We start from the raw sequence: 16,346 nt of genomic DNA, 5'->3' as shown, positions 1-16,346 counted from the left end.
TGGGATGATAAATGATTAAAAGTCCAATACTCTTCGCATTATCAATAACTAGTGTGCTAACGGGTTGCGTAGGATCGCCTATTTCGTCCAATTCTGGCCCTACTTATGTTACTCAAGAAGAGATTCTGTCAATTGTCCAAGATAAAGACGATGGATTAGGCACGGTTTTTCAGCGCTGGCAAGGAGTGCCGTACCGATTAGGTGGTGAAACATTGAACGGAGTCGACTGCTCAGCATTTGTGCAAATAGCGTTTAAAGATGTATGGCAGATCCCTCTACCACGAACCACACGCTCACAGAGTCAAACGGGGTTTGAGGTAAATTATCAAAATGCGCAGCGCGGGGATTTGGTCTTTTTTAGAACATCAAGGACGAGCAATCATGTTGGAGTCTATCTAGGAGACAAAAAATTCATGCACGCCTCTACGTCTAAAGGTGTGATGATCTCAAGAATCGATAACCCCTATTGGGCTTCTAAATTCTGGCAATTTAGGCGGATTATAAGCCCGCCTAACTCTGATTAGTCATACTTCAATTAGTCGTACTTCGCAACGGCAGTATCGAACAGATTCTTCACTAAGGCGATGTATTCATCAAGAAAAAGGATCTGTTCATTGGTCGCAGGTTTACTCCAAACACCCGCCAATACTTCACCAAGATCTTCCACTACAGAATCGGCTTCTTTGAGCAACTGGAATCGAACACTGGAATGTAGCTCAGGGTTTTGTTCAAAAATAGCCATGATGTTGCTTGAAACCATGTCGGTCACAACATCTTCTACACTTTCAGCGCCAATATCTCCGCCTGATGTGAACACATCCATATTAAAAGAGAGATGCTCTATCAGAGCCAAATAACCATCGGTTTCTACAACCACTTTAATTCTCCGCTTTACCGCTAAATTGCTAGTAATCACTGTACCTTCAATAATACTAAGCCATGTCAGCCCATTTTCACAGATTTGATAGTTTAGACGTTCAAAATTCCCGCGATTTCTTGATAAGCATCTATTTCACGAGCATTTATTTTCCCCAAAGTAGGATACGCCATCCTATAAATTGGGTTACTAGCACCTAAGCAAGATCAACTTATGGAAAATATAGCGTTATTTTTAATACTATTTCTGTATTCGCATCTGCAAATTCTTGCACTTAATCACATTTATGAGCATTGGTGCTCCCTCAAAAGGAAAGTGGCTAAATTATGTGTCACGCACTTCTGAAATATTCGTAACCATGACCTAAACTACGAATTATTAAGTAAATCAAGGCAGAGGTCGTTATGTGGCAAACTCTCATTCAGCAGTTATCCGATACGCTCATGTTTGAATTTAACCCTGTTGAAAAAGAAAAAGTCAGCGGTGGTGACATTAGTGATTGCTACATGATCAGCGATGGCGAGCAACGCTATTTTGTTAAAGTAAACACACGAGACTTCTTAGCTAAGTTTGAGATTGAGGGTGAAAACCTACGTTCGCTTCGTGAAACGTCAACAGTACAGGTTCCCGAGCTAGTGATGATTGGAACCAGTAAAAATCATGCGTTCATTGTTTTAAACTATCTACCAACCAAACCCCTAGATAACGCGACGAACAGCTATGAGTTCGGTGTACAACTGGCCAAACTGCATCAATGGGGAGAACAAAAAGAGTATGGGTTTGATGCAGACAATTATATTGGTTCCACTTTGCAGCCAAATCCGTGGGACAAAAAATGGGGTCGCTTTTTTGCAGAACAACGTATCGGCTGGCAATTGCAATTGTTGCGTGAAAAAGGAATTGAGTTGTTCAATATCAGCGAGTTGGTCGATGTTGTCCAATCTCGCTTAGCTAACCATAGCCCTCGCCCATCTCTGCTGCATGGAGATTTGTGGCACGGGAATGTGGCAAACTCGGTATTTGGTCCAATTTGCTACGATCCTGCCTGTTATTGGGGTGATCGTGAATGCGATATCGCAATGACAGAGTTATTTGAAGGTTTTCAACCTGAGTTTTACCAAGGCTATGAGAGTATCTTACCTTTGAGTTTGGACTATGTGGAACGTAAGAATATTTATAACCTCTATCATGTCCTCAATCACTACAATCAATTTGGTGGCCACTATCTGGTCGAAGCGGAAAGTTTGATCAAGAAAATCCTCTCCTTTTAACGGTGTAGACAACCGAGCTGTATAGACAACAAATGAGCCTTAATAAATGGCTCTTTTGTTGTTTTATGGGCCAATTCAAAGTTTGAACTTAATTTGCCGCTTAAAGGAACTTAGCGACTTAGTATTAAGGTATCTCCAAGGATGTAAGGAAAGAGATATGAAAAATTATACGGAAAGAATGGTCAACTGCCCTCACTGCGGTCATTCCATTAGGATCACCCTAGATGCATCAAATGGTAGCCAAGAGTTTTATGACGATTGCCCCGCCTGTTGCCATGCGATTCATCTCAATATGATGGTCGATGAACGTTTAGACAAAATAGAGTTGTTTGTTGATGCCGATGATGAACAAATCTTTTAAAAAGTGAGCGCTTGGCAAGCGCTCTTCTTAATGGTTACGTGCAACACGCCAAGCCCCCCTATCTAGCCTAATCAAGCTTTGTCTGAAATAGATTTCACCACATACAGCGCGACGAGCAACCTTCCCAATAAACATTAGGTAATTTCATCAGTTTTTCATGGAGCTTAGTGTGACATTTCTTTATCATCCATGCCTACGCGATAAGTTGATTATTGGTCGCGATTTTTGCTTGTCCTTCCTCTGGAGATATTTGTGCATCGTTATAAACAAGAAGCTTCAAATTTAATCAAATTGGCAACACCTGTGTTGATTGCCTCTATTGCTCAAACTGGAATGGGCTTTGTAGATACCGTCATGGCAGGTGGTGTGAGTGCGATTGATATGGCTGCGGTATCGATCGCGGCAAGTATTTGGCTACCTTCGATTCTGTTTGGTGTTGGGTTGTTAATGGCGTTGGTTCCTGTGGTAGCGCAACTCAACGGATCAGGGCGGCAAAAGAAAATTCCTTTTGAAATACAGCAAGGCGCAGCGCTAGCGTTGTTTGTCTCTATTCCCATTATTGGTGTTCTTTTTCAAACTCAATGGATTTTGGGGTGGATGGATATTGAGCCGTTGATGGCTGAAAAAACTAACGGGTACATGTACGCCGTGATGTTTGCCGTACCTTCTTATTTACTATTTCAAGCATTGCGCAGTTTCACTGATGGTATCTCACTGACGAAACCCGCTATGGTGATTGGTTTCGCGGGCTTATTAGTTAACATTCCACTTAACTGGATTTTCGTATACGGAAAATTTGGCGCACCAGAGCTAGGCGGTGTAGGTTGTGGTGTGGCGACGGCAATTGTCTATTGGTTGATGTTTTTTATGCTGCTGTTTTATGTCGTCACTTCTAAACGCATGGCGCACATTAATATCTTTGGTGAATTCCATAAACCACAATTGAAAGCGCAAATTCGCTTATTCAAGCTTGGTTTTCCTGTGGCGGCAGCGATATTTTTTGAAGTTACTCTATTTGCTGTGGTCGCATTGTTGGTCGCTCCACTCGGTTCATTGGTGGTGGCGGCTCACCAAGTCGCTTTGAATTTCTCATCATTAATTTTTATGTTACCGATGAGTATCGGCGCGGCAGTGAGCATCCGTGTTGGCCATAAGCTGGGCGAGAAAAATATTGAAGGGGCAACCATCGCTTCGCAGGTTGGCTTGTTAGTCGGTTTATCTACTGCAATTATCACGGCGACGTTAACGGTTCTATTTCGTGAATATGTGGCTTTGCTTTATACGGAAAACCAAGCCGTTGTAGCCATGGCGATGCAGTTGCTTATTTTTGCGGCTATTTATCAATGTATGGATGCGATTCAAGTCGTTGCAGCAGGAGCGCTACGTGGTTATAAAGACATGACGGCTATTTTTAATCGTACCTTTATCGCTTATTGGATGATTGGCTTGCCAACCGGCTATGTATTAGCAATGACAGATTTCATTGTCGAACCTATGGGTGCCAGTGGGTTCTGGATAGGATTTATCGTTGGCTTATCTTCTGCTGCTTTAATGCTGGGTATCCGCTTACACTGGATGCATCAACAAGCCGATAGCGTGCAACTCGATTTTGCATCGAAATAACAGCTTGATTCTCTGAATTTCAACGTGGCGAAAAGGTGTTGCGATGAAATAATAAGGTCAGACATTGTCTGGCCTTATTTATATTGCTGGCCTTTCTCTCATAAAACGTGCAAATCTTGGTTTTCCTTCTGCAGTGAGATCATTAAAACGAAAAGTAATAATGGATCCGATCTTTGGCGGATTATTTCTGATCTCATCAGAAAAACCGCTGCCGATATAGAACTCAACACCGTTTTCTAAGCGCACTAGCACTGATCCCATCATACCTTGATACTTGCCAGAACCCAGTTTATAACCAATGACCGTAGCTTCAGCATCTTGGTGTTTTTTTAGCTTAAGTAAATCGTTACTGCGGCCGGCTTGGTAATGGGCATTAATTTTTCGCAGCATTACCCCTTCACCCTGCCCATCACTTACGTTGTCTAAATACCCAAGCAGCTCTTTTTCTGAGTGAATTGGTGAATGTTCAATATAGGTAATGTGCGGAGCATTCATGAGTGAGGATAAGTGGATAAGATTGCGGTATCGCTTTTGGTAGTCACCTATCGCTTCGGGCATATCAAACAGCATAAAGCGGATGCTTTGCCACGCTTCATCGGTTGGTATGGTATCCAATACCGTTTGTTGTACGTGATGAAACTGACCTCGTCCAGCCCAGAGCTCTCCTTCTAATGCTTTATTAGGTAATGGTGCAGTAAACCAAGCAGGCGCATTGATCTTATTACCATTACGCGTATGGAGATATTGTCCATTCCAGATGGCGCGAATTCCATCCAGTTTTTCACTTTTCCAGTACCCAGCAACATCAATGCCATGTTGGTAACTATTGGCCGCAGTGACCGGAATAAACATCTGAAAGTTTTCCGTTGCAGTGACAGGAATTGTGTTCAATAAAGCGATGGAGAGTAATGATAGTTTCAGTTGCATGCCATCAGGCTCGATCAATCAAAATGTGGTACATACTTAGCACGTACTACTCATATGAAAACCATAAACAAGATAAATTGCGATGAAATTCATACTCAATCATCTCTAAAAAACAGCTTATTACATACACAGTTACGACATGTAGATAGTGTTTTATCAACCTTTTGAACCTAAGCGTTTTTAGGCTGCATGTGTGTATTCAAGCCACTCCAAATGATTCTTCCCTGCTTTTAAGCCCATGTCATAGCCTATGTTGAGCAAAGGTAACTTCATCGTCAATCTCTTTACGGGAAACCCTTCAGGTGGCGCGATTACTCGAATGATGGCATCAGAAGGTGGGTTACGAATAAATTCAAGTGATTGGTTGTAATGTTTCGCACGAAATAGCATTGATTTAGCCATATTTGGATGGTGTGAAAAGAGTTTTTTCATCATCCACTTACTTTTAGGGGGCGACATGATATAGCTAAGTGGATGTGATAAAACAACCGTAATATCTCGTGCTCCACGGCGATACGCTTCTTTAACAGGGATCGAGTCAGCAACCCCTCCATCAGTGTAGCAACCACCATGGAAACAAGGCGTGTGCTTATAAACTATCGGTAGCGCGGATGTGGCCTCAATGGCCGTACTCAAGTTTTCTTGAGTCACTCGATAATAATCGGCTTTACCCGTTTCGATATTGGTTGCAACGGCAAAGAAAGGGACTGAGTTAAACAGTTTGTCTTCATCAATCGGATAACGTCGGTTGGACTCATCGATTAGCCAACGCACATCGACGAGATTTCCCCCCTTAATAAAGCGAATTGGGTTAAAAAAAAGACGGTTGGTGGCAAGCTGAGTTACAACGAGATAACTGCGTCTCGGTTGCTTCGCAAGGTAGCCGATTAAGTTTGAAGCTCCAGCTGAAACACCTAATACAAAATCAAATGGGTTATGCTGATGTTGTAAAAAACTATCCAAGACTCCACTGGCAAAAATGCCGCGCATCGCACCACCTTCAACCACTAACGCTTTCATCATGATTCTCTCTCTGTACTTCATCGTTAAACGTTATGGTACGGAAAAAATCAGAAAGACAATAATAGGTTCTCTTTATCACTAAGATAGGCAAAACCGAACCAATGTCAGTCTTGATAATGACGATTCAAAAATCGTAAAAGGTCAGACGCCTCATCATCGGGCAGATGAGGCGCTATGATCAGATATTAGCAGTTTGCGCTTGCTGAACTTTTTGTAAACGAGAAAGAAATTTGATCCATCCTTTGGCATGGCTTGATGGGTTTAGGTTTTCAGCTTGCTTGGCTTGGTATAGAGCATTATCGAGTTGATTGAGTTTGTACAGCGCATGAACTCGCGCTAACGCGACATCGGCTTTTTTCTCGCGCGTGGTGACTTTATCCAACGCCTGTAACGCTTCTTTAAATTGCCCTTGCTGGTTGTACAGCAGCGCCACTTGCCAATAATATTGCTCATCCTGTTCAGCTGCTTTTGTCCATGTTCTGATCGCTGATTGCCATTCTTTGGCTTGCTGCCAGTAAGTGGCTTGCTCTTTCAGTAAAGTTAAGTCTTGATCAGCATCAGATAATGTTTGCAGAACTTGCGCCGCACGTTCTGGAATGCCGTTTTGCGCATACAACTGCGCGAGCAAGTGTTTATCCTTATCGGTTAATTCCACACCTTGTAATTTGGCTAACGCTAAACTGTTTAATGCTTGACGACGCTGATCTAAACGCAGATGTAAACCGACCAACTGTCGCCACCAACTGGCTTGGTCAGGCTCCAGCATGATCAGTTTTTCTAAAGTTGGAATGGCCGCCTTCCATTGTTCTAGCTGAAGCTGCGCACCTAATTTAAGTGATAATGGATTTTTAGTATTAAGTGGTGTCACGGTTTGGTATTTATCCAACGCATGCAGCACTTTTTCCCATTGTGCAATTTGGTAGTGGGTCTGTGCGATACGCAACCACAGAACGTCTACTTTTTGTGAAGGTGGAACGGATTTCAATAATTGGTAGTAGTGCGGTAACGCCTTTTCAAATTGTTGTTCATTGACATACAGATCAGCCAACATACGTTCGGTGGTCCATGCCTGCTCATCTTGCAGCTCTCCACTCTCTACAGCGTACTTGATCTGTTTGATAGCCGCTTTGGGCTGACCACTTTGCCAATAAAACACACCAAGCATCCGGGCGACAAATGCTTTATCGTAAAGACGTGACGTTTCAACACTGCTCAGTACCTCAATGGCTTGAGTGAGGTTCTCTTCTAATGCAAATTGCTGTGCTTTTTGCACTTTCAGGACTGTTGTCGCACTTAATTCGCTCGCATTTAAAGAGAGCGAGCCGATAACAAGTGATAAGCCAATCAACATACGTTTCATCATTTGGCGATTTTAAACTCCACAGTCACGGTTTGTCCCGGCTGCTCAATGGCTTTACCGTCGACAATCTGAGGTTGATACTTCCATTTTTTCAGCGCTTGCATCGCTTCACGCTCAAACATACGTTTAGGATTGGCATCGACGACATTGATGTCGACGGCTTTTCCTGTTGTATCAATGGTAAAGCTTAATGTAACGAAACCTTCTACACCTCGCTTTAGGGCTCGGCTTGGATAAACCGGCTCGACACGATATAACGGCATTGCTTGCTGGTTTGAGCCAAAATCACCAAAGGTTGGTGCGCTAATCTCCACCCCATTAAGCGCTGTATCCAAACCCAAAGCTGGTAAACTAGTGAGTGATGTAGCGGCCGTAGCGGTAGTTTGTGACTGTGTCACTTGTGCTTGCGGTGGCGGCTCAGGCAACTTTAAAGGTTCCGGAACGCTACGTTGGCGACGCTGTAAATCGTGTTCTTGTTCCATCATCACCATGTTAAATCGCAGTGCTTGAGTTGGTTTTACAGCGCGTTGGTTACCGTTATCCACCATCCACGCCATAAAACTGAACAGCGCCAGCGAAATCGCTCCTGCAATTGGCAAAGCAAGCAGTAAACGTCCCATTAACGTTTCTCCGCCGCCAATGCGATATTTTTCACTCCGGCCCCTTTGGCCGCATCCATCACTTTAACAACCGTACCGTTATAAGCATGTTCATCCGCTTGAATCACTAACGCCGCATCTGGTTGTTCGAGCAGCAGATGTTCTAGGGTGGCCTCTACACGTTCAACATCAATCAAGCGTTTGTCGATGTAAATATCATTGGATGCATTGATAGCGACAAAAATACCCGCATCTTTCTGGCTCACCGCGTGAGAAGCTTGAGGACGGTTAACCTCAACACCTGATTCACGAACGAATGAACTGGTAACAATGAAAAAAATCAGCATGATAAAGACGATGTCGAGCATCGATGTTAAGTCTATCTGCGCTTCATCATTTCTTGGCTGGCGTCTGCCTAATCTCATCGCAAACTCCTTAACGATTTTTCTAATTTTAATTCAAGTAGATGACACTTTTTTGCAAGACGAGCATGCACAAACATGCCCGCAAGGGCCGCGACCATTCCGGCCATTGTCGGTAATGTGGCCAATGAAATGCCAGATGCCATCAATTTAGGATCGCTACTGCCTTGATTTGCCATCACATCAAACACAGAGATCATTCCGGTGACTGTGCCGAGCAACCCTAACATTGGGCAAAGTGTCACGAGCAGTTTGATCATGTTAAGGTTGTGGCGCAGCATCTGCTGCGCTTCACCCATCCAACCTTCACGAATCGCATGGGCATACCATGAATGATGTTCCGCGCGTTGATGCCATTGCTCTAACCACCCTTTTCGATATTTAGGAAAGCTCAATACCACAAACAGTACGCGTTCGATGATCAACAACCAATAAAGCGCCACCACCCCAGCTAGCCACCATAAGACGATACCCCCTTGCTGCATAAACTGCTGCAAGGTTGTTAGCCAGTCATTGCTGAGCAGTGCGCTTGGCAATACGCTGTTCATTACGCCGCATTCCTCATTGAAGCTTGGCATTCTTGTTCTGCTTGCGCAGCAACGAGGCCAATCCCCTGTTTTTCTAAAATAGAGCGAATATTTTCGGCTTGAGAGCTTAAGATATTATGAGCTAATAATAGTGGAATCGCAGAGACTAAACCCAGAACGGTAGTCACCAAGGCCATTGAAATACCGCCTGCCATTACTTTTGGATCACCGTTACCAAATTGTGTGATCACTTGGAAGGTTTCAATCATGCCGGTCACCGTACCCAATAGCCCAAGCATCGGCGCAATCGCGGCTAATAACTTCAGCATCGATAAGCCTTTTTCCAAATGCGCTTGTTCATCGACCACCGCTTCCAGCAAGCGCAGCTCCAACGCTTCAACGCTGCGATTTTGCTCTTTGCTATAGACGCTGAGTACTCGCCCCAATGGGTTATTACCAATTTGCTGTATATCTTTAAGCTGCGCTTTGATCTTGTGGTGAGTCATCACCAATGCGAAGCCGCGATAGAAAGCAATGATTAAACCAATACCAAGCAGTACCAAAATGATGTTACCGACCGCACCACCCATTTGTAGCCGTTCGGCTAACGTTGGCGTAAGGGCTAGCTGTTCAAGCATGATGCCACGCGAAGGATCGACCACTAAGCTTTCGATTTCTCCCGTATTTAGGCCAGAGAAAATCGGTCCATTGTCCGGTTGTTTCAAATAAGCGGTGGCGGCTTGTTTATCCCCGTTCCATTTGACATAACCTTGCTCTGTCACCAAACCAAAGGTTCCAATACGATAAGCGGCCACATTTTGCGTGACACCGTCACCATTGATAAATGCGATCTGAACGCGGCTTAGCTCACCACTGGCGATGATCTGTTCAATATGGCTGTGCCATAACCCCGTCAGCTGCGGCATCGAGGGTAAAGATTTTGCGGCAACAATTTCTTGTACCCGCGATGTATACTGATGGCGATCAACCGCAGTGATGGAAGATTCCAATTCACTGCTTAATGCTTTGGCATTTTGGCGTACCACACCAAACAGCTCTCCAAGGCTTCCTGTTTCTAAGCGAAGTTGCTCTTCTAAACGTGCTAGTCGGTTTTCATTATTACTGAATTGCGTGCTTAGCTTATCCGCTTGCGCTTGTAAATCTTGGCGCTGAGCTTCTAGCTCTGCTTTGGCGCGGCGTAGCTGCTGTTCGGTTTGTTTAAAACCCGCTTCGCGTTCGATATTGTGCTGCTGCTGCTGTTTGTTTTCCACTTTGGCGTTGCTGACTAATTCCGTAGAAGCAAAGCTGTTGAAAGCCAATAGTGTTAAACAGAGTGATGAGAGAGAGAAAACCATCTTCATTTGCTTTGCTCCTCTACTAACTCAAGTGAAACAGGTATCGTCATTAAGTTTGGTGTAATTAAATTGTTGGCCATTTTGAAAGCGGTATCTAAATCGGCATATAACCCACTATCGACATCGGTCCACTGGTGCGAGTTTTGGCTCCAGATCCAATACTGTTTGCCATTTAAGCTACGAGCCACCAGCGATAAACGGCCAACGTATAAAATGTCAGCTTCAATGGTTTTGTTTTCATTGAGCACCACTGCGCCTTGATAAACACCCAGTTTAGTCCCGTAATCAATTTCGATTTGGTACGCTTCAAGAATACGGCGGTATTTTTCAGCATCGCTGACATCCGATCGCACCATCATCGATTCCAGCTTTTCTAAACGCTCTAAACGCGTTTCGCGCTTTAATGGTTTGTCGTTTTCGATTAGGGTACGTAGCCCGTCGATCATCTGATACATCAAAGGAACGATGCCTTGGCGAGTCAGTTTTATCTCATCAATTTGTGACGATAGACTTTGCGCTTCCTGATTCTGGTTTTCCACCAGCGATGCCAAGTGATTACGATAAATAGTGAGATTTTTCACTTCTTCTTTTAACTGATCGATGTCAGCTTGCATCAGCAACGCTGATTGAGAACTGTTATTGATGTTCTGTTGGCTGGCGACTGAAGCCGAATTGGTTTTATTTTGGATGGCATTCGCGTCACTGAGTGTAGAAGCATTTACTGCGAACAAACTGGTAGTCGCCACCAAGGACAAGCTGATTTTTAAAAGATTCATAGACGTTATTCATTACCTTCAACGAAGTGTTATCACCTTGTTGATAAAAGCTCTCATTATCATCAAGGATCGCATTCTAACGATTTTTTCCGGTGCAAACAACCACAGTATGCGGCGAACACTCTTTGCTGATGAGTTTTAAAGCCACCTACCCTTTATTTACCTTTGCTGACCCCAAATTGCCAAACAGACTTCATTAAACTTTTGACTTTCATTTTGACCACTCGCCAATGTGTGATGGGCCGTATAGGTGCGGTATTTAGCAGGTGTTGGTAGGTTTTTTCGCTCAAACGCCCCTCTTTGCCGTGTGCAAGAAGCAGTGTTTCTGGGTTGAGCTTGAAGATCCGTTCAAGTGACTGGCGATATTGATTGGGATGGAAAATAGGAAAAGGGGCAATCAACTGCTTTTTCACTTCAACCATTAAATCGGCAACATACACAATGCCTTGTTGTGTATGGTAGACAGACAAATCTCTGTCGGTATGCCCTGGGGTTTCTAAGATTTGCCATTCGTTAAAATGAGGAATAGTGTCGCCATCGTTGAGCTTAATGTCAGGCTTTAAGACACGTGGATACCATAAATTCTGCCGCGGGCGGCCTAGGCGATTCGCCATCCAACGCGCAAGCGCAAGATCGGCTAGATGCATACAAAATCCGTCCAAACCACAATACCAATCATGATCTTTATTGGCAGAGATAATTTTACAACCCGTTAATGCACGCAATTGATGAGCCGCCCCAGCGTGATCTGGATGCATGTGAGTTACCACAACGGTATGAAGATGAGAAAAAGGACGGTTCAGTTCATTCTCAATGAAGTGCTGCAACGTAGGAATGTCTGCTCGACTTGCACCGTCTAGCAGTAATAATCGTTCTGGATATTCAGCCAGATACATATTCTGAATATAGCCTTTGATCGTATGTAGCTTCACCGTTATCCCTACTTGACAGATCAGACCTCCTGCCTGATGTTGGATAAGCATAGCATTAGCGAAAGTGATGTCCAAAGCGCGTCGTCTCTCATTTCCATCAATTTGAAGACAAAATAGAAGGCGCGCGCTATGCTGAGCCGGTTTTAATTGTGTGGAGATAACGCTATGAAGCCTATGATTATTGGCCACCGCGGGGTGGCCGGACATTACCCTGAAAATACCCAAGTGAGTGTGCAAGCCGCTATTGATTTAGGCCTAAAGTGGGTCGAAGTGGATGTGCAACCGACTAAAGATCATATATTGGTTGTTTGTCACGATCACACCATTGATCGTTGCAGTAATGGTAAAGGGCGCATTGATTCTTACACGCTTGAGCAATTACAACAGTTCGATTTTGGCGGTTGGTTTGATCCTCAATTTTCAGGCGAACCCATCATGACATTAGAGACGTTGCTTACACTCGCAAAGCAGCACAGCCTTGGTTTAAACATTGAAGTCAAAGTGGATAAACACGATGTTGCTCAAGTCGCTGCTCAGCTTAAAGCGCAACTGGATCAATGTGGATTACCGAATGAACAGATTGTTCTCTCCAGTTTTAGCCACGCTATCATGCGCGAGCTTTATCAGCATTGTCCGGGTTATAAATTAGCGGTGTTGAGCGAGCGATTAACGCGTAAAGATAAACAAGTGTTAGCCGAAATTGACGCCTTTGGCTGTAACCTTAACTATCAATGGATCAGTGCGAAACACATTGCCGAGTTACATCAAGCGGGTTACCAAATTTGGTGCTACACGGTGAATAATCCGAAAAAGTTCAAACATCTCAACTCGGTTGACGCCATTTTTAGTGACGATCCACAGTGCTTTTTGTAAGCCTGCAAGCGTTTAGCTGACTGGTAGAATCTCTTTATTGAGAATGATTCTTCATAATGCGCCACTCTTCCACTCTGTCATCACTCAATAATATGGATGATTTCCTAAGGTACTCTCTATGATACTTGACTCATCGTTATGGATTTGGATCCCGCTGCTTTTTGCCGTTATCTTCAGTTTTCAAAAGCAGTTACGTCCAGCATTCACCTTGCTAGCACTGTCGTTAGTGGGCGGATGGTTCACAGACCGATTATCGTTAATCGCCCTACTGTATGTCGCCATTGGATTATGTGGTGCTTATTACATCCCACAACTGAAAGGCCGCTGGAAATGGTTTGCTCATGGTGCGTTGCTATTATGGGCAATTGCACTGCTTCTGCATGCTATTCCTGGTTTTAATAACCCTAAAGTGCTGGATAATGTGGTTGCTGGTGCCAATAGTGCCCCCTTTCGTCTCTACTTGAACCTAGATAAACCTATGGTATTTTTTGCTTTGCTACTCGCTTGGCCGCCACTCCTTGGCAACCATCAAACCATTCGTTGGGCCGCGATCGGTAAAGTGTCGATTCCTCTTTTTGCTTTGCTTTTTGTCGCATGGGCGCTTGGCGCGATTAAGCCCGAGTTATCTTTACCGACTTGGTGGTGGCTCTTTGCTCTCAATAATTTGCTTTTAACCTGTGTGGTAGAAGAAGCATTTTTCCGGGGCTATTTACAAAAAGCCGTTAGTGAAAAATTGGGTCTATGGCTCGGTATTGCGCTCGCTAGTACCCTATTTGGTCTTGCGCATTTTTCTGGCGGCGTGACTTTGGTGCTATTTGCCACATTAGCCGGTATTGGCTACGGCGCGATCTATCATCTAAGCGGGCGTTTATGGACGGCTGTACTCTTCCACTTTCTCTTTAATTTTTCCCACCTTATTTTCTTCACTTATCCAGTATGGGTACAGCGTTAAAACCTTTAAGCCAGCTGAAGTTTTCGCTGGCTTTTTTCTTTTTTTCAGTCGATGAAATACCTTATTGATAGTTTAGTGACAACCGTTATGAACAACTGAGTATAAAACGAATTGTTCTCATTATTCCTATTTTTGGCCTAGGGTTTATGGTCAACGTCATGTTGATAATAATACTCCAGGGAGGAGAGAATGAATCACAAACAAACGTTATTAGCGATTGCGCTAGCAGGCTGTTTCAGTACCGCTTATGCAGAAGAAAAGGTGTGGATTTCCATTGGTAGTGACGCGACGCAAACGGCGCTTCGCTCTGGAGCCCAAAACCTATTACCTGAAAACATTGTTAATCAAACATCAGTATGGGTTGGGCAAGTGCCAGTCAGCGAGTTAGCGACGCTTTCACATGAAATGCACGAAAATCATCAGCGATGTGGTGGTTATATGGTACACCCTTCTGCACAAAGTGCGATGAGTGTCAGCGCAATGCCGCTGAATCTAAACGCTTTCAGTGCACCAGAAATAACTCAGCAAACCACCGTTAACGCTTGGTTGCCATCAGTATCAGCGCAACAAATCACCAGTACCATCACCACCTTAACCCAGTTTAAAAATCGCTTTTATACCACCTCGACTGGTGCTCAAGCATCGAATTGGATTGCTGATCATTGGCGCTCACTCTCTGCGTCACTACCAGCAAGCAAAGTGGAACAAATCACACATTCAGGCTACAACCAGAAATCGGTGATGCTTACGATTACAGGCTCAGAAAAACCTGACGAATGGGTGGTGATTGGCGGGCATTTAGACTCCACCCTTGGCTCTCGAACCAACGAAAGCAGCATTGCGCCGGGTGCGGACGACGATGCATCAGGTATCGCGGGCGTGACAGAAATCATCCGTTTGTTGTCTGAGCAAAATTTTCGTCCTAAACGCAGCATCGCTTTCATGGCTTACGCCGCCGAAGAAGTGGGCCTTCGAGGCTCACAAGACTTAGCCAATCGTTTTAAAGCCGAAGGTAAAAAAGTAATGTCTGTGATGCAGTTAGACATGACTAACTACCAAGGTTCACGCGAAGATATTGTCTTCATAACCGATTACACTGACAGTAGTTTTACCCAGTATTTGACACAGCTATTGGATGAATATTTACCGTCATTAACCTATGGATTTGATACGTGTGGCTATGCCTGCTCTGATCATGCCTCTTGGCATGCGGTTGGTTACCCAGCCGCGATGCCTTTTGAATCCAAATTTAATGATTACAACCCTAATATTCATAGCCCGCAAGACACTCTGCAAAATTCCGACCCCACAGGATTGCATGCGGTTAAATTTACTAAACTTGGATTGGCTTATGTGGTTGAAATGAGTAGCGCCTTAACACCGCCTACACCGAGTAATCAACTGAAAAATGGCGTACCTGTGAACGGTTTATCGGCCAGCAGAAATAGCAAAACCTGGTATCAATTCGAACTGCAGGAAGCGGGCAACTTGAGTATTGTATTGTCAGGGGGAAGCGGCGATGCCGATTTATACGTTAAGTATCAAACTGATGCCGATCTACAGCAATACGACTGCCGTCCTTATCGCAGTGGCAATAATGAAACGTGTCAGTTCTCCAATGCTCAACCGGGCCGCTATTCTATTTTGCTGCATGGATACAACAATTACAGTAATGCAAGTTTAGTGGCGAATGCTCAATAAACAGCGCAAATAAATGCCAGCCGCAAGGCTGGCTAATCGATTAACGCTCAGTATCGGGCTGGTTTTCAGGTGCAGCGGCAATAAACGCCGGATGAGCACGAAGCTCAGCAGTGATTCGTTTGATGATCGGAAACTGCGCCATATCAAGATTAAAGCGCTCCGCGTTATACACTTGTGGTACTAAACAAACATCCACTAAGCTCAGTTGATCACCAACACAGTATTCTCCTGATACTGTCGCCAATTTCTTTTCCAAGGCATGAAAACCGATAGCTATCCAATGCCGATACCAGTCTCCTTTTTGACTTTCATCCACGTCCAGTTCACGCGTTAAATATTGTAAAACTCGTAGATTGTTCAGTGGATGAATATCAATAGCAATGTCTTGCGCCAGTGCTTTAACCTGATATTTCTCTTTACCTGATAGCGGAACCAAACGTACTTGGGGATACTGGTCATCCAAATATTCGATGATGGTTAACGACTGAGTAATGCAATGCCCGTTATCTTCCAGTACCGGAATTAACTCACTCGGATTGAGAGCGCTAAACTCGGCTGAATGTTGCACTCCGCCCTCCTTAACTAAATGGATAGCAATCGACTGATAATCGAGCGCCTTGAGGTGAAGTGCGATGCGAACTCGATAAGCGGCTGAAGAGCGCCAATACCCATATAACTTGAGGCCACTCATGACCCTTTCACCACGCGTTGATCGATTAGACCAAACAGGCTGTTCCCTTTATCATCACGCATGTCTAACGTTATCC

Annotated in this window: 18 protein-coding genes; 7 read left to right on the top strand and 11 right to left on the bottom strand. The window is 44.2% G+C overall.

What is annotated here, in order from left to right:
- The first annotated feature begins 11 nt into the window (after positions 1 to 11).
- Positions 12 to 524 (top strand): C40 family peptidase, encoded by a 513-nt coding sequence (locus AACT23_RS01780; RefSeq protein WP_017042506.1) that lies wholly within the window; start codon positions 12 to 14, stop codon positions 522 to 524.
- 11 nt (positions 525 to 535) lie between these two features.
- Here the strand turns inward: AACT23_RS01780 and AACT23_RS01775 are convergent, their stop codons facing one another.
- Positions 536 to 877: a DUF3802 family protein gene (locus AACT23_RS01775; protein ID WP_026027237.1), complete on the bottom strand. Its 342-nt coding sequence runs from the start codon at positions 875 to 877 to the stop codon at positions 536 to 538.
- A gap of 404 nt (positions 878 to 1,281) precedes the next feature.
- On the opposite strand from AACT23_RS01775, the gene AACT23_RS01770 reads away from it, so the two are divergent.
- The 3 genes from AACT23_RS01770 to AACT23_RS01760 all read left to right on the top strand — a co-directional run bounded on the left by AACT23_RS01770 (position 1,282) and on the right by AACT23_RS01760 (position 4,132).
- Positions 1,282 to 2,148: a fructosamine kinase family protein gene (locus AACT23_RS01770; protein WP_017042505.1), complete on the top strand. Its 867-nt coding sequence runs from the start codon at positions 1,282 to 1,284 to the stop codon at positions 2,146 to 2,148.
- Between the two features lie 157 nt (positions 2,149 to 2,305).
- Positions 2,306 to 2,509, top strand: a complete 204-nt coding sequence (locus AACT23_RS01765) for a CPXCG motif-containing cysteine-rich protein (protein ID WP_010320526.1) — start codon at positions 2,306 to 2,308, stop codon at positions 2,507 to 2,509.
- Between the two features lie 252 nt (positions 2,510 to 2,761).
- On the top strand, positions 2,762 to 4,132 hold the full coding sequence (locus AACT23_RS01760; RefSeq protein WP_026027236.1) for an MATE family efflux transporter: 1,371 nt from the start codon (positions 2,762 to 2,764) through the stop codon (positions 4,130 to 4,132).
- 78 nt (positions 4,133 to 4,210) lie between these two features.
- Here AACT23_RS01760 and AACT23_RS01755 read toward each other — a convergent pair whose 3' ends face one another.
- From AACT23_RS01755 to AACT23_RS01715, 9 genes are all read right to left on the bottom strand, one after another.
- Positions 4,211 to 5,059, bottom strand: a complete 849-nt coding sequence (locus AACT23_RS01755) for a DNA ligase (protein WP_176428294.1) — start codon at positions 5,057 to 5,059, stop codon at positions 4,211 to 4,213.
- Positions 5,060 to 5,239: 180 nt separating this feature from the next.
- A complete protein-coding gene (locus AACT23_RS01750) occupies positions 5,240 to 6,103 on the bottom strand; it encodes a patatin-like phospholipase family protein (RefSeq protein WP_094127594.1) in 864 nt (287 codons plus the stop codon).
- A gap of 157 nt (positions 6,104 to 6,260) precedes the next feature.
- The gene (locus tag AACT23_RS01745) at positions 6,261 to 7,445 is read right to left on the bottom strand and encodes a tetratricopeptide repeat protein (RefSeq protein WP_094127591.1); all 1,185 of its coding nucleotides are present in this window, start codon (positions 7,443 to 7,445) and stop codon (positions 6,261 to 6,263) included.
- Positions 7,442 to 8,062, bottom strand: a complete 621-nt coding sequence (locus AACT23_RS01740) for an energy transducer TonB (protein ID WP_094127588.1) — start codon at positions 8,060 to 8,062, stop codon at positions 7,442 to 7,444. The genes AACT23_RS01745 and AACT23_RS01740 overlap by 4 nt, the downstream gene beginning before the upstream one ends.
- Positions 8,062 to 8,466: an ExbD/TolR family protein gene (locus tag AACT23_RS01735; RefSeq protein WP_013856855.1), complete on the bottom strand. Its 405-nt coding sequence runs from the start codon at positions 8,464 to 8,466 to the stop codon at positions 8,062 to 8,064. Before AACT23_RS01735 ends, AACT23_RS01740 begins: the two co-directional genes overlap by 1 nt.
- A complete protein-coding gene (locus AACT23_RS01730) occupies positions 8,463 to 9,011 on the bottom strand; it encodes a MotA/TolQ/ExbB proton channel family protein (RefSeq protein ID WP_094127585.1) in 549 nt (182 codons plus the stop codon). Before AACT23_RS01730 ends, AACT23_RS01735 begins: the two co-directional genes overlap by 4 nt.
- A complete protein-coding gene (locus AACT23_RS01725; RefSeq protein ID WP_094127582.1) occupies positions 9,011 to 10,351 on the bottom strand; it encodes a MotA/TolQ/ExbB proton channel family protein in 1,341 nt (446 codons plus the stop codon). Before AACT23_RS01725 ends, AACT23_RS01730 begins: the two co-directional genes overlap by 1 nt.
- Positions 10,348 to 11,121, bottom strand: coding sequence for a DUF3450 domain-containing protein (locus AACT23_RS01720; protein ID WP_094127579.1), 774 nt, complete (start codon positions 11,119 to 11,121; stop codon positions 10,348 to 10,350). The genes AACT23_RS01725 and AACT23_RS01720 overlap by 4 nt, the downstream gene beginning before the upstream one ends.
- A 155-nt stretch (positions 11,122 to 11,276) precedes the next feature.
- A complete protein-coding gene (locus AACT23_RS01715; protein ID WP_094127576.1) occupies positions 11,277 to 12,053 on the bottom strand; it encodes an MBL fold metallo-hydrolase in 777 nt (258 codons plus the stop codon).
- Between the two features lie 165 nt (positions 12,054 to 12,218).
- Between AACT23_RS01715 and AACT23_RS01710 the strand changes: the two genes are divergently transcribed.
- The 3 genes from AACT23_RS01710 (at position 12,219) to AACT23_RS01700 (ending at position 15,579) form a co-directional block, all read left to right on the top strand.
- Entirely contained in the window at positions 12,219 to 12,926 is a 708-nt protein-coding gene (locus AACT23_RS01710; protein ID WP_094127572.1) for a glycerophosphoryl diester phosphodiesterase, read from the top strand.
- 118 nt (positions 12,927 to 13,044) lie between these two features.
- Entirely contained in the window at positions 13,045 to 13,878 is an 834-nt protein-coding gene (locus AACT23_RS01705) for a CPBP family intramembrane glutamic endopeptidase (protein ID WP_094127569.1), read from the top strand.
- Between the two features lie 189 nt (positions 13,879 to 14,067).
- Entirely contained in the window at positions 14,068 to 15,579 is a 1,512-nt protein-coding gene (locus AACT23_RS01700) for a M28 family metallopeptidase (protein WP_094127566.1), read from the top strand.
- Between the two features lie 40 nt (positions 15,580 to 15,619).
- Here AACT23_RS01700 and maiA read toward each other — a convergent pair whose 3' ends face one another.
- Positions 15,620 to 16,270, bottom strand: coding sequence for a maleylacetoacetate isomerase (maiA, locus tag AACT23_RS01695; RefSeq protein WP_094127563.1), 651 nt, complete (start codon positions 16,268 to 16,270; stop codon positions 15,620 to 15,622).
- Positions 16,271 to 16,346: the final 76 nt, after the last annotated feature.

The organism is Vibrio sp. V09_P4A23P171, assembly GCF_963875615.1.
GTDB lineage: Bacteria > Pseudomonadota > Gammaproteobacteria > Enterobacterales > Vibrionaceae > Vibrio > Vibrio anguillarum.
This window is presented reverse-complemented; position numbering and strand designations above follow the sequence as displayed.

What these genes read in the sequence shown, in the direction of transcription:
- AACT23_RS01740 (WP_094127588.1), bottom strand. Translation starts at nt 8,062, where the DNA reads ATGGGACGTTTACTGCTTGCTTTGCCAATTGCAGGAGCGATTTCGCTG.
- AACT23_RS01710 (WP_094127572.1), top strand. Translation starts at nt 12,219, where the DNA reads ATGAAGCCTATGATTATTGGCCACCGCGGGGTGGCCGGACATTACCCT.
- AACT23_RS01770 (WP_017042505.1), top strand. Translation starts at nt 1,282, where the DNA reads ATGTGGCAAACTCTCATTCAGCAGTTATCCGATACGCTCATGTTTGAA.
- AACT23_RS01750 (WP_094127594.1), bottom strand. Translation starts at nt 6,103, where the DNA reads ATGAAGTACAGAGAGAGAATCATGATGAAAGCGTTAGTGGTTGAAGGT.
- AACT23_RS01725 (WP_094127582.1), bottom strand. Translation starts at nt 10,351, where the DNA reads ATGAAGATGGTTTTCTCTCTCTCATCACTCTGTTTAACACTATTGGCT.
- AACT23_RS01720 (WP_094127579.1), bottom strand. Translation starts at nt 11,121, where the DNA reads ATGAATCTTTTAAAAATCAGCTTGTCCTTGGTGGCGACTACCAGTTTG.
- AACT23_RS01700 (WP_094127566.1), top strand. Translation starts at nt 14,068, where the DNA reads ATGAATCACAAACAAACGTTATTAGCGATTGCGCTAGCAGGCTGTTTC.
- AACT23_RS01735 (WP_013856855.1), bottom strand. Translation starts at nt 8,466, where the DNA reads ATGAGATTAGGCAGACGCCAGCCAAGAAATGATGAAGCGCAGATAGAC.
- AACT23_RS01780 (WP_017042506.1), top strand. Translation starts at nt 12, where the DNA reads ATGATTAAAAGTCCAATACTCTTCGCATTATCAATAACTAGTGTGCTA.
- maiA (WP_094127563.1), bottom strand. Translation starts at nt 16,270, where the DNA reads ATGAGTGGCCTCAAGTTATATGGGTATTGGCGCTCTTCAGCCGCTTAT.
- AACT23_RS01745 (WP_094127591.1), bottom strand. Translation starts at nt 7,445, where the DNA reads ATGATGAAACGTATGTTGATTGGCTTATCACTTGTTATCGGCTCGCTC.
- AACT23_RS01765 (WP_010320526.1), top strand. Translation starts at nt 2,306, where the DNA reads ATGAAAAATTATACGGAAAGAATGGTCAACTGCCCTCACTGCGGTCAT.
- AACT23_RS01705 (WP_094127569.1), top strand. Translation starts at nt 13,045, where the DNA reads ATGATACTTGACTCATCGTTATGGATTTGGATCCCGCTGCTTTTTGCC.
- AACT23_RS01755 (WP_176428294.1), bottom strand. Translation starts at nt 5,059, where the DNA reads ATGCAACTGAAACTATCATTACTCTCCATCGCTTTATTGAACACAATT.
- AACT23_RS01730 (WP_094127585.1), bottom strand. Translation starts at nt 9,011, where the DNA reads ATGAACAGCGTATTGCCAAGCGCACTGCTCAGCAATGACTGGCTAACA.